The sequence below is a fragment of the Streptomyces sp. NPDC085460 genome (assembly GCF_044541975.1).
In the GTDB taxonomy this organism is placed as follows: domain Bacteria; phylum Actinomycetota; class Actinomycetes; order Streptomycetales; family Streptomycetaceae; genus Streptomyces.
Genome location: NZ_JBITTO010000002.1, coordinates 24,057 through 38,190 on the forward strand (window position 1 = coordinate 24,057; position 14,134 = coordinate 38,190).

Annotated in this window: 13 protein-coding genes and 1 pseudogene; 11 read left to right on the forward strand and 3 right to left on the reverse strand. The window is 75.3% G+C overall.

Going from position 1 to position 14,134, the window contains the following annotated elements; genetic code table 11:
- The first annotated feature begins 125 nt into the window (after positions 1-125).
- Entirely contained in the window at positions 126-794 is a 669-nt protein-coding gene (locus tag ACIGHB_RS04190; protein WP_360314963.1) for a response regulator transcription factor, read from the forward strand.
- Positions 795-914: 120 nt separating this feature from the next.
- A complete protein-coding gene (locus ACIGHB_RS04195; RefSeq protein WP_399909408.1) occupies positions 915-2,282 on the forward strand; it encodes a PAS domain-containing protein in 1,368 nt (455 codons plus the stop codon).
- An 88-nt stretch (positions 2,283-2,370) separates the two neighbouring features.
- Here ACIGHB_RS04195 and ACIGHB_RS04200 read toward each other — a convergent pair whose 3' ends face one another.
- Positions 2,371-3,126, reverse strand: a complete 756-nt coding sequence (locus tag ACIGHB_RS04200; protein WP_360314967.1) for an SIS domain-containing protein — start codon at positions 3,124-3,126, stop codon at positions 2,371-2,373.
- Between the two features lie 184 nt (positions 3,127-3,310).
- Between ACIGHB_RS04200 and ACIGHB_RS04205 the strand changes: the two genes are divergently transcribed.
- The 9 genes and pseudogenes from ACIGHB_RS04205 (at position 3,311) to ACIGHB_RS04245 (ending at position 12,918) form a co-directional block, all read left to right on the forward strand.
- Positions 3,311-4,000, forward strand: coding sequence for a metal-dependent transcriptional regulator (locus tag ACIGHB_RS04205; RefSeq protein ID WP_360314969.1), 690 nt, complete (start codon positions 3,311-3,313; stop codon positions 3,998-4,000).
- A gap of 711 nt (positions 4,001-4,711) precedes the next feature.
- Positions 4,712-5,749 carry an alpha/beta fold hydrolase gene (locus ACIGHB_RS04210; protein WP_399909410.1) on the forward strand — a complete coding sequence of 346 codons (1,038 nt, stop codon included), beginning with the start codon at positions 4,712-4,714 and terminating at the stop codon, positions 5,747-5,749.
- Between the two features lie 772 nt (positions 5,750-6,521).
- Positions 6,522-6,875 (forward strand): annotated as a pseudogene (locus ACIGHB_RS04215) (VOC family protein); the annotation flags it as partial.
- Between the two features lie 199 nt (positions 6,876-7,074).
- Positions 7,075-7,404, forward strand: a complete 330-nt coding sequence (locus ACIGHB_RS04220) for a hypothetical protein (RefSeq protein ID WP_399910484.1) — start codon at positions 7,075-7,077, stop codon at positions 7,402-7,404.
- A gap of 591 nt (positions 7,405-7,995) precedes the next feature.
- Positions 7,996-9,306, forward strand: a complete 1,311-nt coding sequence (locus ACIGHB_RS04225; protein WP_399909412.1) for an FG-GAP-like repeat-containing protein — start codon at positions 7,996-7,998, stop codon at positions 9,304-9,306.
- Between the two features lie 119 nt (positions 9,307-9,425).
- Complete coding sequence (locus ACIGHB_RS04230; protein WP_399909413.1) at positions 9,426-10,631, forward strand: FG-GAP-like repeat-containing protein; 1,206 nt, start codon at positions 9,426-9,428, stop codon at positions 10,629-10,631.
- Positions 10,632-10,752: 121 nt separating this feature from the next.
- Complete coding sequence (locus tag ACIGHB_RS04235) at positions 10,753-11,409, forward strand: DUF6058 family natural product biosynthesis protein (protein WP_399909415.1); 657 nt, start codon at positions 10,753-10,755, stop codon at positions 11,407-11,409.
- A complete protein-coding gene (locus ACIGHB_RS04240) occupies positions 11,406-11,864 on the forward strand; it encodes a glutaredoxin domain-containing protein (RefSeq protein WP_360310293.1) in 459 nt (152 codons plus the stop codon). The genes ACIGHB_RS04235 and ACIGHB_RS04240 overlap by 4 nt, the downstream gene beginning before the upstream one ends.
- Positions 11,865-12,021: 157 nt before the next feature.
- A complete protein-coding gene (locus tag ACIGHB_RS04245; RefSeq protein WP_399909417.1) occupies positions 12,022-12,918 on the forward strand; it encodes a BTAD domain-containing putative transcriptional regulator in 897 nt (298 codons plus the stop codon).
- Here ACIGHB_RS04245 and ACIGHB_RS04250 read toward each other — a convergent pair.
- Both ACIGHB_RS04250 and ACIGHB_RS04255 read right to left on the reverse strand, forming a co-directional pair.
- The gene (locus tag ACIGHB_RS04250; protein WP_399909419.1) at positions 12,810-13,529 is read right to left on the reverse strand and encodes a ScbR family autoregulator-binding transcription factor; all 720 of its coding nucleotides are present in this window, start codon (positions 13,527-13,529) and stop codon (positions 12,810-12,812) included. The two genes, ACIGHB_RS04245 and ACIGHB_RS04250, sit on opposite strands and share 109 nt — an antisense overlap.
- 30 nt (positions 13,530-13,559) lie before the next feature.
- On the reverse strand, positions 13,560-14,060 hold the full coding sequence (locus tag ACIGHB_RS04255; protein ID WP_399909421.1) for a pyridoxamine 5'-phosphate oxidase family protein: 501 nt from the start codon (positions 14,058-14,060) through the stop codon (positions 13,560-13,562).
- Positions 14,061-14,134 lie beyond the last annotated feature (74 nt).

Consider the following 14,134-nt stretch of genomic DNA (forward strand, 5'->3'; position numbering starts at 1 on the left):
GCTCGCCGTCCCGCCCCGTCCCCCACTGTCCGGCCCCGTCCCGCTCTCCCGCGCCGACTCCGTCCCGCCCGGTCCCGCTCTCCCGCGCCGACCCCGTCCCGCCCGGCGGGTCCTAGGCTGGCCCGATGGTGATCAAGGTGCTCCTCGTGGACGACGAACCCCTCGTACGGGCGGGCCTGCGCGCCGTCCTGGCGGCGCAGCCCGACATCGAGGTGGTGGGCGAGGCGGCGGACGGCGCCGCCGTCATCCCGCTGGTCCGGAGCCTGCGCCCCGACGTCGTGGCCATGGACGTCCGCATGCCCCTGATGGACGGCATCGAGGCCACCCGGGCCGTCCTCCGCTCGGTCGACAGCCCGCCCAAGATCCTCGTGGTCACCACCTTCGAGAACGACGAGTACGTCTACGGCGCCCTCCGCGCCGGCGCCGACGGCTTCCTCCTCAAGCGCGCCCGCCCCGCCGAGATCGTCCACGCGGTGCGCCTCGTCGCCGAGGGCGACTCGCTCCTCTTCCCCGCCGCCGTACGGGACCTGGCCGCCTCCTACGCCCAGGACCGCCCCGCCAACGAGGCCCACGAGACCCTGCTCCGCGCCCGTCTGACCGACCGGGAGGAGGACGTCCTCCGCCTGATGGCCCGCGGCCTGTCCAACGCCGAGATAGCCGCCCGTCTCGTCGTCGGCACCGAGACGGTCAAGTCCCACGTCAGCGCCGTCCTCGCCAAACTCGGCGCCCGCGACCGCACCCAGGCCGTCATCGTCGCCTACGAATCCGGCTTCGTCTCCCCGACCGGACCCTGACGGACCCTGATCCCCGCCCGGCCCGCCTCTCGGCGAATCCGTTTCGCCGAACCCGGTGTGTTCTGGGTCACGTTCCAGTTGAATGGCCTGCATCAGGGGGGTTACCGGGGGGAGTGCCGGGTGAGTGCATTCACGGGGTCCGCGCGGGACACCGCTTCCGTGCCGGGGGCGGGGGGCGACCTGCTGGCCGCGCTGCTCGACGGGATGGACGCGGCGCTCTGCGCGCTGGACGCGGGCGGGACGGTGACGCACTGGAACCGTGAAGCCGAGCGGATCCTCGGCTGGCCGGCGGCGGAGGCCGTCGGGCGGCGCGGGTTCGACGGCTGGGCGGCGCGCAGTGCCGACGCGGAGGAGACGCTGGCCCGGCTGATGGGCGCGATGCGGACGCCCGGCCGCCAGGTGCACGAGCTGGTGCTGCTCCGCAAAGACGGCGGCCGGGTCCTGGTGCGCAGCCAGTCGGCGGGGGTGCGGGGCGCCGACGGGCGGCCCGCCGGGGTGTACTGCGCCTTCAGCGAGGTGCACGCGCAGATCGACCTGGAGCGGTCGATCGCGCTGAGCGAGGCGCTCTTCGACGACGCTCCCTGGGGCGTCGTCCTGATCGACGCCGACCTGCGCCCGGCGGTCGTCAACGGGCACGCCGCGCGGGCGATCGGCACGGGCCGTACGACGCTCCTCGGCCGCCCGCTGGGCGATGTGGTGGCCCAGGGGGTGGAGGAGCTGGAGGGCGCGCTCCAGCACGTCCTTGCGGAGGGCGGCCCGCCGGCTCCGGCGGACCTGTGGGTGACGCTGGCGGCGTCCCCGGGGGCCGGGGAGCGGCGCCGGTGCTGGCGCAGCGGGTTCGTGCGGCTGGCCTCGCCGCTGACGGAGGAGCCGGTGCCGCTGGGGGTGGCGTGGCTGTTCCAGGACGTCACGGAGGAGCGGCTGGCGGCGCGGGAGGCGGACCGCACGCGGTTCCGCTGGAACCAGCTGCACCGGGCGGGCGTGGCGGCGGCCGAGTACGCGGATCCGGCGGAGGCGGTGGCGGTGCTGCTGGACTTCGCGCTGGCCGGGTTCGCCGACCACGGCCTGGTGGACCGGGTGGCGGGCGCCCGCCGGCTGACCCGCGCGGTCGCGTCCCCGGCGGGCGCCCCGGACGCGGACGGCCTCGGCGGCGGATTCCCGCAGCGGTACGGCCCGGAGCATCCGGCGCTCCAGGCGTGGGACCGGGCGGGTTCGGTGCGGGTGGACGCGTGTCGGCGCGCGGGCGGGGGCGGGGACGGGGGCGGGCACGTGGGCGGGGACGCGGCGGTGTGGGCGGCGGAGCGGCACTGGCCGGCGGACACCGCGCACGCGCTGTGCACGGCGCTGCGGTCCCGGGGCCGTACCGTCGGCGTCCTCACCTTCCTGCGGACGGCGGCCCGGGGCGGCTTCGACCGCCAGGACGCGCTGTACGCGGAGACGGTCGCGGCCCGCGTGGCGGCGGCCCTGGACGCACCGCCCCCACACTGATGGCCCGCCGGCCGACCCTTGAGCCGGGTCGGTGGCGCAGGCCGACGCCCGGGCAGGGTCAGTGGCGCAGACCGGCGCCCGGGCAGGGTCAGTGGCGGTAGAAGATCCGGTCCGCGTACTCGGTCATCACGCGGCCGTTCCACTCGTGCCCGCCGTCCACGTTCCCGGAGCGCAGCAGCGGCGGCTCGATGCCGCGCCGGACCAGCTCCTCGGCGGCGGCGGCCATGGTGGCCTGCATCAGGGCGCTGGTGACGACCGTGGAGGCGGGGGCGAACGGCGCCTCGATGCCCTCGTGGGTCAGCTCCGCGTCGCCGACGGCGATCCGCGAGTCGAGGACGATGTCGCAGTGGTCCTTGAGGTACGTCCCCGAGACGTGCCGGGACTTGGTCTCCGTCGCGTACGCCACCGAGGTGACGCCGACGACGGTGAGGCCGAGCGCGCGGGCGTTCATGGCCATCTCGACGGGCAGGGCGTTGCGGCCGGAGAGCGAGATGATGAAGAGCACGTCGCCGGCGCCGGCGGGGGAGGAGTCGAGGACGGCACCGGCCAGCCCGTCGACCCGCTCCAGGGCGGAGCCGAGCGTCGCCGGCATCACGTCGACGCCGACCACGCCGGGGACGGCGAGCAGGTTCATCAGGGCGAAGCCGCCCGCGCGGTAGACGACGTCCTGGGCGGGCAGCGAGGAGTGCCCGGCGCCGAAGGTGAAGAGCCGGTTGCCGTTCGCGACGGCCTCGGCGACGGCGGCGCCCGCGGCGGCGATCTCGGCGGAGTCCCCGTCACGCACCTCCTGAAGCAGACCGATCGCGGCGTCGAAGAACTGTCCGGCCAGCTTGCTCTCGCCCATGTGAGGAGGCTCCTTCTCGTCGAGGTCGCCGATCACGGTGCGGTCTGGACCATTGCTCTGTCAATACTGCCTCTACCGCCCCGGTGTCCCCAGTTCTCCCGCTCGGGGGCGGGGGCCGCCCGCTTCCGGGCCGGATGCGCAAGAATTGGTGCAGGGCCAGCGCACGACTCATCGAGGGGCACGAATGTCCGGACTGATCGACACCACGGAGATGTATCTCCGCACCATCCTGGAGCTGGAAGAGGAAGGTGTGGTCCCGATGCGTGCCCGGATCGCCGAGCGGCTCGACCAGAGCGGACCGACGGTGAGCCAGACGGTCGCCCGCATGGAGCGGGACGGCCTGGTCGCCGTGGCGAGCGACCGCCACCTGGAGCTGACCGAGGAGGGCCGCCGACTCGCGACCCGCGTGATGCGCAAGCACCGGCTCGCCGAGTGCCTGCTCGTCGACGTGATCGGCCTGGAGTGGGAGCAGGTCCACGCGGAGGCGTGCCGCTGGGAGCACGTGATGAGCGAGGCCGTGGAGCGCCGCGTCCTGGAGCTTCTGCGCCACCCGACGGAGTCGCCGTACGGCAACCCGATCCCGGGCCTTGAGGAGCTGGGCGAGAAGGCCGAGGCCGAGGCGTTCCTCGACGACTCGATGGTGTCGCTCGCGGACCTGGACGCGAGCGAGGGCAAGACGGTCGTCGTCCGCCGCATCGGCGAGCCGATCCAGACGGACGCCCAGCTCATGTACACGCTGCGGCGCGCGGGCGTGCAGCCCGGCTCGGTCGTGTCGGTGTCGGAGTCGGCGGGCGGCGTGCTCGTCGGTTCCAGCGGCGAGGCGGCGGAGCTGGACGCGGAGGTCGCGGCACACGTCTTCGTCGCGAAGCGCTGAGACGGCGGGCGCCGGGACGGCGGAGCGGTACGGAGGCGAAGCGCCGGGACGGCGGAACGCCGGGACGGCGGAGCGGTACGTCGGCGGGGCCGGACACGCGGGAGTGCGGCGGCCCCGCCGACACGCGCGTGCCGACGACGGTGACGCCCCGGCGGGCCGCCGGCACCCCCGTCCCGCACGGCCGCTCTCTGCCTGCTCCTTGACTGCCGCGACCGGCGGGACACCGCGCCGGTTACGGGGCCGGCGGTCACGAAGGGGCCACGGCGAGGCGACGGATCGGGCGTGCGCCCCGTTTTACGCCGGAATGGCCCCGCGCGTGCCCTCGGCGTGCCAGGCTGGAGCGAAGTGCGTGCGCTGTGTGATGTGCGGAGGGGTGGGGCCATGGGAGCGACAGGGGCCGTACGCCGACTGCCGCGCGTCCCGGGAGCCGCGCCCGACGGGGCGTCAGGGACGGCAGAGGGCCCCGGCGCCTCGCGGCGCCGGGGCCTGCCCTCCCCTGTCCCGACCTGGAGCCCCGAGCTCTCAAGGTCGGTCCCCTCGGACCGTTTTCCCCGAGCGGTCCGCCTCCCGTTGAAGATCTCCCCTCGGCCGCGCGCGCCAATCCTTGAGCCCTGTCACTCGAACGAGGGGTGTTGCGCGGCAGAGGCGCATTTTCGAATGTGGGTTCGATAGTCTGGCGGGGTTCGACGGGAAGAGAGGGGGTGCCAGATCATGGCGCGACGACTCGACGTCACCGGGGCCGACGGCGTCCGGCTGGCGGCCTGGGAATTCACGGCCGAGGGCGGTACGGCCTCCGGCCCCGAGGACCGCACCACCACGCGCCCGGCCCCGCGGCACGCCACGGCGGCGAGCGCGGGGCAGCGAAGCGCCCCCGCCGCGACGGCCCCGCCCCTGGGCACGGTCCCCGCCACCGTGAGCATCGCTCGTCAGCCTTCCGCCGGTCCGGAGGACCGCGCCGCCCCGCCCCGCCCCTCCGGCGCCCCCGTCTTACTGCTCCACGGCCTGATGGGCCACGCGGCCCACTGGGCCCCGGCGGCCGGGCTCCTCGCCGGCGGGCACCGGACGATCGCGCTCGACCAGCGCGGCCACGGGGCGAGCGAGAAGCCGCCCGGCGGCCCGTTCACGCGCGAGGCGTACGTGGCGGACGCGGCGGCCGTCATCGAGCGGCTCGAACTCGCCCCCGTCACCCTCGTCGGCCACTCCATGGGCGCGCTGACGGCCTGGCAGCTCGCCGCCGAGCGCCCCGACCTGGTGCGGGCCCTGGTCATCTGCGACATGCGGGCCTCCGCGCTCGGCGCGGCCTCGCAGCGGGCCTGGCAGGACTGGTTCCGAGGCTGGCCGGCGCCCTTCCCGACGCTGGACGCCGTGCACCGCTGGTTCGGCGCGGACGACCCGTGGGTGGAGGCGCCGAACCCGGCGCGGGGCGCGTTCTTCGCCGAGGTGATGGCCGAGCGGGCGGACGGCTGGCACCCCGTCTTCGACCCGGACCAGATGCTCACCTCCCGCGAGACCTGGGTCCACGACGCCCACTGGGACTCCCTGGCCCAGGTCCGCTGCCCGACCCTCGTCGTCCGCGGCCTCGACGGTGAACTGGGCCGCGCCGAAGCGCAGGAGATGGTCCGCGTCCTCCCGCACGGCGCGTACGCCGAGATCCCCGACGCCGGCCACCTCCTCCACTACACCCACCCCCAAGCCTGGGCAGCAGCGGTAACCCCCTTCCTCACCGCCACCTTGACCCCGGGCCCCTGACTCCGCGCTCTGCCCCCTGACCCCGGGCCGCGGGCCTCTGATCCCGGGCCTCTGACCCGGGTCCCGGGCCTCTGACCTCGGGCCTCTGCCCCCGGCCCCTGACCCCGGGCCCTGACCCCGGGCCCCTGACCCCTGACCGTGCCCCTGGCCTCGGCCCTGGCCTCGGGCCTCGGCCCTGGCCTCGGGCCCCGGCCCTGGCCTCGGGCCCCGGTCTCGGGCCCCGGCCCCGGTCTCGGGCCCTGGCCCCGGCCCCGGCCTCGGGCCCCGGCCTCGGGCCCCGGCCTCGGGCCCCGGCCTCGGGCCCCGGCCTCGGGCCCCGGCCCCGGCCTCGGGCCCCGGCCCCGGCCTCGGGCCCCGGCCCCGGCCTCGGGCCCCGGCCCCGGCCTCGGGCCCCGGCCCCGGCCTCGGCCCGGCCCTGGCCCCGGCCCGGCCCTGGCCCTGGCTCCCTGGCCCTGGCCCCTGACCCTGCCTCCGGCCCCTGACCCCGGCCCCCGGCCCCTGACCCTGCCTCCGGCCCCCGGCCCCCGGCCCCCGGCCTTGGGCTTCGGGCCCGGCCCTGGCCCCGGCCCCCGGCCTCGGGCTTCGGCCCTGGCCCCCGGCCCCGGCCCAGCCCTGGCCCTGGCCCCTGCCCCGGCCCGGCTCTGGCCCTGGCCCCTGCCCCTGGCCCGTCTCCGGCCCCGGGCCCCTGCCCCCGGCCTACCGTGGCCTCATGTCTCACGACCTCACACGCTTACATCACGTCGGCCACGTCGTCAGCGACATGGCGCGGGCGATGGCGCTCTACCGGCGGCTCGGTTTCCACGTCGGGCCGCCCGCCGTGCCCGCCCTGGCGCCCCGGGAGGGCGTCGCCCCGGAGCCGTTCGGGGCGGCGAACACCCACGCCGATCTCGCGCGCGGCTTCGTCGAGCTGGTGACCCCGCTGAAGCCCGGGGCGACGGAGGGGCTGCCGCCCGACGCGCGGATCGTCCCCCTCCAGGCACCCCCGGAGACGCTGCCCCTGGTCATGTCCCGGATCGAGGAGACCAGCGCCCGGCTCGCCGGATGGCGCGACCGCTTCGAAGGACTTCACATCCTGATGTTCTCGTCGCCGGACGTCGACGCCGCCGCGGACCGGCTCACCGCCGCCGGCGTCGGACACGGCGGCGTGAACACCGTCGGCCGACCGGTCGAGACCCCCGACGGCGTGCGCACGGAACCCGTCCGCTACCTGGAGATCGACGGCGCACCGGAAGGCCGCGTCGGCGTCGTCGCCGACCTGGACCCGGAGTTCCGGCCCGCCCGGCCGCTCGACCACCCCAAACGGCGCCCAGGACCTCGTCGAGGCGGTGCTGTGCGTACCGGACGGACAACTCCCCCTCGTACGCGAGCGGTACGAGCGCTACCTGGGCCACCCGGTCCTCCCCGAGGGGCCGGTCACCCTCCTGACCGAGGCCGGTCTCGCGGACCTGCTGCCGGGTGAGGTCCCTCCCGCGCTCCCGGCGCTCGTCGCCTCCACCGTCACCGTCCCCGACCTCGCCCGGGTGCGCGGGCTCCTGGCGGAGAACGGGCTGCCCGTGCGCGAGACGGCCAGGGGAGAGCTGTTCGTCCCGGCGGAAGCGGCCTTCGGCGCGGCTCTGATCTTCCGGCAGATCCGTCACGGCGAGGGAGAGGCGTAAATCCCGGCCCGTCGCCAAGAGGACCGGGCCCCGGCCCGTCTCACGCGGGCGGCCGGGCCCCCTCCGCCCCACGCGGGCGGCCGGGCCCCCTCCGCTCCACGCGGGCGGCCGGGCCCCCTCCGCCCCACGCGGGCGGCCCCTCCGGCCCACGCGGGCGGCGGGCTCCCTTCGCCCCGCGCGGGCGGCGGGCTCCCTTCGCCCCGCGCGGGCGGCGGGCTCCCTTCGCCCCGCACGGACGGCCGGCACCCCCTCCGCCCCGCACGGACGGCCGGCACCCCCTCCGCCCCACGCGGGCGGCCGGGCACCCCTTCCGCCCCCACGCGCGCCCGGGATCCGCTCAACCCCGCCCACCCCGGGATCCGCTCAACCCCCCAGCCCCGGACCCCCTCACCCCCCCCAGCCCGGGACCCTTCAACCCCGCCCACCCCGGGACCCGCTCAACCCACCCAGCCCGGGATCCCTTCAACCCCACCCAGCCCGGGGGCCACCTCCGCCCCACCTCGCCCCCGTTGTATCTTCCCTTCCACGGCGCGTCGAGAAGGAAGCCCCCAAGGGCTAGGCTCCGCGCCGCACTCGGAGGGGAACCGCACCATGTCACTGCAGTCCAGGCTGCGCCGCCGCGCGGCGGCGCGACCCGACGTCCAGGCCAAGAGCGACGCCGGCGCCGGCGCCAAGGCCCGTACCACCAGGTCCGCGGCGCTCGGCCTCGCCGTGCTCACCGCACTCACCGCCTTCACGGCCCTCGGCCCCGCCGCCGCCCCCGCGCAGGCCGCGCCCGAGGACTGCCCGAAGGGCTACTTCTGCGGCTGGAAGTCGCCGCACGCCACCGGCCCGATGTTCAAGACGAACAAGAGCCTGTCCTCGCTCGGCTCCTGGGACGGCCAGATCCAGTCGGTCGTCAACCGCAGCACCCAGTGGGCGTGCCTGTACGACGAGCCCGCCTATCGGACCTCGTACTGGAGCATGAGCACGCGGGCGCCCTACGAGCCGACCGGCGAATGGGGCGGCCCGGGCATCGGCTCGCTGAGCTCGATCAAGTTCGTCCCCACGGAGCGGGAGTGCTACGGGCCCGCGTACCCGACCTGGCACGCGGAGCCGGTGGGCGGCCCTCGGTCCTCCTTCGCCAATCTCGACGGCGACGACGAGGCCGACCTCCTCGCCCGCGACAAGGTCGGCCGCCTCTGGTGGCTCCCCGGTGACGGCGACGGCAAGCTGATCGGCGGCGGCTGGCACGCCATGAACGCCCTCACCCGGCACGGCGACCTCACCGGCGACGGCAAGGAGGACGTGATCGCCCGCGAGGCGTCCACCGGCAGGCTGTGGCTCTACCCGGGCACGGGTACCGGCTCCCTCGGCGCCCGCAAGCTCATCGGCACGGGCGGCTGGAACTCGCTGACCCGCATCACCGCCTTCGGCGACCTGACCGGCGACAACCGCTCCGACCTCCTCGCCGTCGAGAAGTCCACCGGCAAGCTGTGGCTCTACCCGGGCACGGGTACGTCCTCCGGCAAGCTCGGCGCCCGCAAGCTCATCGGCACCGGCGGCTGGACCTCCATGGACGCCCTCACCGCCACCGGCGACGTCACCGGCGACGGCCGCGCCGACCTCGTCGCCCGGCAGCCGTCCACCGGGCAGCTCTGGCTCTACCGGGGCAAGGCCGGCGGCCTCGGCGCCCGTACCCTCCTCGGCGGCGGCTGGAACGCGATGACGTCGCTCGTCGCGGTCGGCGACCACGGTTACGACGGCTACAACGACTTCGTGGCGATCTCCAACAGCCGCTTCAGGAGCGACGAGTGCAACGCCGCGGGCTGTGTGCTGGTGTACCAGGGCAGAGGGAACGGCAGCTTCCACTCCGGTTGGACGCTCGACCACGACTGGTCTGACATGAGCACCGTCTTCTGACGCACCGCCGCTTCGCGCAGGACCCCGGAACGTACCCCGCCACCCCGCGGGGTACATTTCCGTGCCACGGCGCGTCGAGCGGAGGACCCCGGCTCCGCGCCGCACACCGGAGGAAACGCATGCCCATATCCCCGCGCCGACGCCTGGCCGCCACGGCCACCGCCCTCGGCCTCACCGCCCTCACCACCCTCGGCGCCCTCGCGGGCGCCACGGCCCCCGCCCAGGCGGCGCCCGCCGACTGCCCGGCGGGCTACTTCTGCGCCTGGAAGACGGACAGCGCCACCGGCGAGATGTTCAGGACCAAGGTCGACGCGGCCACGCTCGGCAGCTGGGACAACGCGTTCCGCACGGTCTCCAACCGCACCACCAGGTTCGCCTGCCTCCACGACGACCCGAACCACGGGTACGACGGCGACGTCTGGCAGATCGACCCGAACCCCTCCGGCACCGAGTGGGGCGGCGCGGGCAGCACCACCATCAGCTCGCTCCGGCTCGTCGCCACCGAGCGCGAGTGCACCGGCCTCGCCGCCTACCCGGAGTGGTACGCGGAGAAGGCGACGACCGGCGCCGGCTTCGGCGACCTGAACGCCGACGACACCGCCGACGTCCTCGTCCGCGACAAGGCCGGCCGCCTGTGGTTCCTCCCCGGCGACGGCACCGGCAGGCTCGCCGGCGCCGGCGGCTGGAACGCCATGAACGCCCTCACCCGGCACGGCGACCTCACCGGCGACGGCAAGGAGGACGTGATCGCCCGCGAGGCGTCCACCGGCAAGCTGTACCTGTACCCGGGCACGGGCACCGGCTCCCTCGGCGCCCGCAAGCTGATCGGCACGGGCGGCTGGAACGCCATGACCCAGCTCACCGCCTTCGGCGACCTGACCGGCGACCACCGCTCCGACCTCCTCGCCGTCGAGAAGTCCACGGGCAAGCTGTGGCTGTACCCCGGTACGGCCTCCGGCGCGCTCGGTGCCCGCAAGGCGCTCGGCACCGGCGGCTGGAACAGCATGAACGCCCTGGTCGGCTTCGGCGACATGACCAAGGACGGCAAGGCCGACCTCCTCGCCCGCGAGGCGTCCACGGGCAAGCTGTGGCTGTACCCGGGCAAGGCGTCCGCCCTCGGCTCCCGCGTCCTCATCGGCGGCGGATGGGGCGGCATGGCCTCCTTCCTCGCGGTCGGCGACCGCAGCGCGGACGGCCACCACGACCTCGTCGCGATCACCCGCGACGGCGTGCAGACCACGTACCTGGGCAAGCCCACCCCCGGCTTCCAGCCGGGAGCGGCGGCCCCCTACGCGGACTGGAACGACCTCAACGGCGCGTTCTGACCCGGCGAGCCGCCCTGGGGTACGTCGCCGTCGACGGTTCGGCGTCGGCCGAACCGTCCGGCGCCTAGCGTGGGGAACCCCGCGCGGGAGAGGCTCGCGCGCCGGACGCCGGGAGGCCGCGATGCAGCAGAACACGAGGGAGAACGCGCCGGACACCACCCCCGAGAGCACCTTGCGGCGGCGCGTCGCCGAACGGTTTCGTGAGGTGAACGGCGACCATCCGATGTCCGCCGCCGACGACGCCTACGTCAGCGCGCAGTTCGTCCCGCTGGACGAACTGTGCGCCGCCCGGGGCCGCGAGGCCGACGAGGTCCGGCGGCTGATGCTGGCGCGGAGGCTGCCGCTCCCCGGGTACCTGCGTTCCGACGGCGCGGAGATGGTGCCGGGCGACCTGTTCGCGCTCGCCGAGCGCGCCGGCGGGACCGAGCACCTCGAAGCGTGGTTCACCGCGCACTGGGAGGACGCGCTCGCCGGCCGGCGGGAGTGGGACGCGTACCTCAGCGGGCAGTACGTCTGCCTGCGCGAGGTCACGCCCGAGACGATCCGGCGCAAGGAGCGCCTGACGGACGCGATCGGCTCGGCGGAGCACGCGGCGGACGCCGGCTCGGCGGACTGGACCGCCCGGCTCCACGCACTCGTCGACGAACTCGACGCGCTGGAACCCGACTTCACCGACTACGACCGCCTCCGCTTCGGCGGCCCGACGTCCAGGGACACCTGCATCGACGCCGTCCGCGCCCGCCACCCCCGCGCCGGGACGGCTAGCCTGGCCCGGTGACACGCGCCTGGCTGACGCCGATCCTCCTGGCCCTCGCCGGGCTGCTCGCCGCGGGAAGCCGCGCGGCGGACGGCAGCCCGGTGGCCGGGCTGGTCCTCCTGGTGGCGTTCCTGCTCCTCGCCGCCGTCGCCTCCCCGCTCGTCTTCCCGAGGTCGGTCACCTCCGCGGAGGCTTTGCGCCGCAGCGAGGCCGACGGCCGGCCGGTCGTCTACTGGCGTCCCGGCTGCGTGTTCTGCCTGCGCCTCCGCCTCCGCCTCGCCGGCCGGGCCCACCGCGCCCACTGGGTGAACATCTGGCGCGACCCCGAGGGAGCGGCCGCCGTCCGCGCGGCGAACGACGGCAACGAGACCGTCCCCACCGTCCTCCTGGCCGGCCGTCACCACACCAACCCCGACCCGGCCTGGCTCCGCGCCCGGATCGACGACCCCGCATCCGGGTCCGGCCCGGCACGCTGACGCCGGGCGGACGGAAGCCGCACGCCTCAGCCCTCCAAAACAAACCACACATGTGGTTTTATTTTCTGAGCGGTCCCGGCGGCCGTCGGAATCGTCGGAATCGTCGGAACTGGCGGAATCGTCGGAACCGTTGGAACCGTCGGAAGGAGAGTGCGTCATGAGGTTCCACCTCATCGGCCCGTTCCGGATCGTCACCGACGACGGCCGGGTCCTCCCGCCGCCGTCGCCCAAGGTCGCCCAGGTCCTCGCCGTGCTCCTCACGCCCGCCGGGGACCTCGTCACCCCCGGCACCCTCATCCGGGAGCTGTGGCACCACGACCCGCCCCGCTCCGCCCTCAACACCGTGCAGACCTATGTGCACCACGCGCGGAGGGCCCTGACGCGGGGACAGGAGGACGACGGCGGTCCCTCCGCGCTCACCACCGGATTCGGCGGCTACACCCTGCGCGCCGACGAGACGTCCGTCGACGCCGCCGTCTTCGGGCGGCTCGTCGCCCGGGGGCGGGAGGAACTCCACGCGGGGCGCGCGGAGGAGGCGGTCGCGACGCTCGACCGGGCGCTCGCCCTCTGGCGCGGGCCCGTGCTCTCCGGCGTCCCCACGGGGCCCGTCCTGGCCGGGAGGACCGTGCACCTGGAAGAGCTGCGGATCAGGGCGTTCGAACTGCGGGTCGACGCGATGCGGCGGCTCGGCCGGCTCCGCGAACTCGTCCCCGTCCTGCGGACCCTGGTCCACGACCACCCGCTCAACGAGTGGTTCCACGCCCAGCTGATCGACGCCCTGCGCCTGGCCGGTCGCCGGGCCGAGGCCCTGGAGGCGTACCGGGCGCTCCACCGCGTCCTCCGCGACGAACTGGGCCTCGCACCGTCACCCGACGTCCAGCGGCTCCACCGGCTGCTCCTGGGCCGGCCGACCCCGCCGGAGCCACCCTCACGGGCCGCGCCGCCCTACCGGGAGTCTTGGGACTCGCCGCCCTCGCGGGACTCGCCGGACTTGCCGCCCTCGCCGGACTCGCCGTCCGCACGAGGCTCGCGCCGGGCCGTCATCTCCTCGTAGAGACGCGCGGCCCGGGCCGGCGAGACCTCCAGGCCGGCCAGGACCTCGGGCCGCGCCACGGCGGGCAGCAGGTGCCGCAGCAGACAGACGATCTCCTCCGACAGGTCGCGGCGGGCGGGCAGGCCCTCCGTCACCACCTGCACGCCGGTCCAGGTGGACACGAGCATGCGGGCGGTGTCGGCCTCCACGACGTGCGGCAGGAGCTCCCCGCGGGCCCTGGCCTCCTGGAGCGTCGCCGTGAGCAGCTCGATCCAGTCCGGCCAGGCCGTACCGAACTCACGCCGGGAGGGCAGGTCGATCGCCATCCGCAGCGCGGCGCTGAGCATCGGCTCGCGGGGCAGCCGGGCCGCCATCAGCAGCAGGATGTCGACGATCTCCTGGAGCTTCACCTCCTGCGGGCGGACGCCGTCGGTGGTCACCGCGCCCTCCAGGACGCCCCGGGCGAGGTCGCCCTTCGAGGGGAAGTGGAAGTACAGCGCGCCCTTCGTCACGTCGGCCCGCTCCAGGACCTCGGCGATGGTGGTCGCCTTGTAGCCGCGTTCGTCGAAGATCGCGGCCGCCGTCTCCAGGATGATCCTCCGGGTACGGATCGCCCGTTCCTGCTGCGCCACGGTCCTGCCTCCCTCGACCTCGTCCGTACCCTATCCCGCGGTCCGGGCCGGTTCCCCGGTCCAGATGTGGCTGCGCAGGTCCGTCCCGCGCACCACCTGAACCCGCCACGGATCGATCCGCAGCACGTGGTACCCCGGATCCTCCGGGCCGCCCGGCCAGTAGCGGATCGGGTCGTATCCGACGCCCTCCGGGCTGCCCTCGCGGTACAGCTCCCACGCGTACCGCTTCACCTCGGGGTCCTCGGCCCAGGTGGTGACGCTGTCGACGAAGACGGCGTTCTGGCGGGGGCTCCAGTAGGCGTAGGTGGTGTGCGGGTTGCGGGCGAGGTGCGCGGCCTTGACCGGCGTCCGGTGGACGGCCAGCCAGCCGACGGGCCTGCCGTCGACCAGTTCCCACACGGGCAGCAGGACCCGGGCCCGGGGGCGTGACCTGCTGTCCACGGTGACCATGGTGGCGTAGACGATGGACCGGACGTAGCCGAAGAACTGCCGCTCGATCTCCGCGAAGCTCTTCACCGGGGTGGCGGCCATGCCGTCTCTCCTTCCAGTGCCTGCGGGGCTTCCGGTGTCCGCGGGCCTTCCAGTGCCCGCGGGACTTCCGGTGT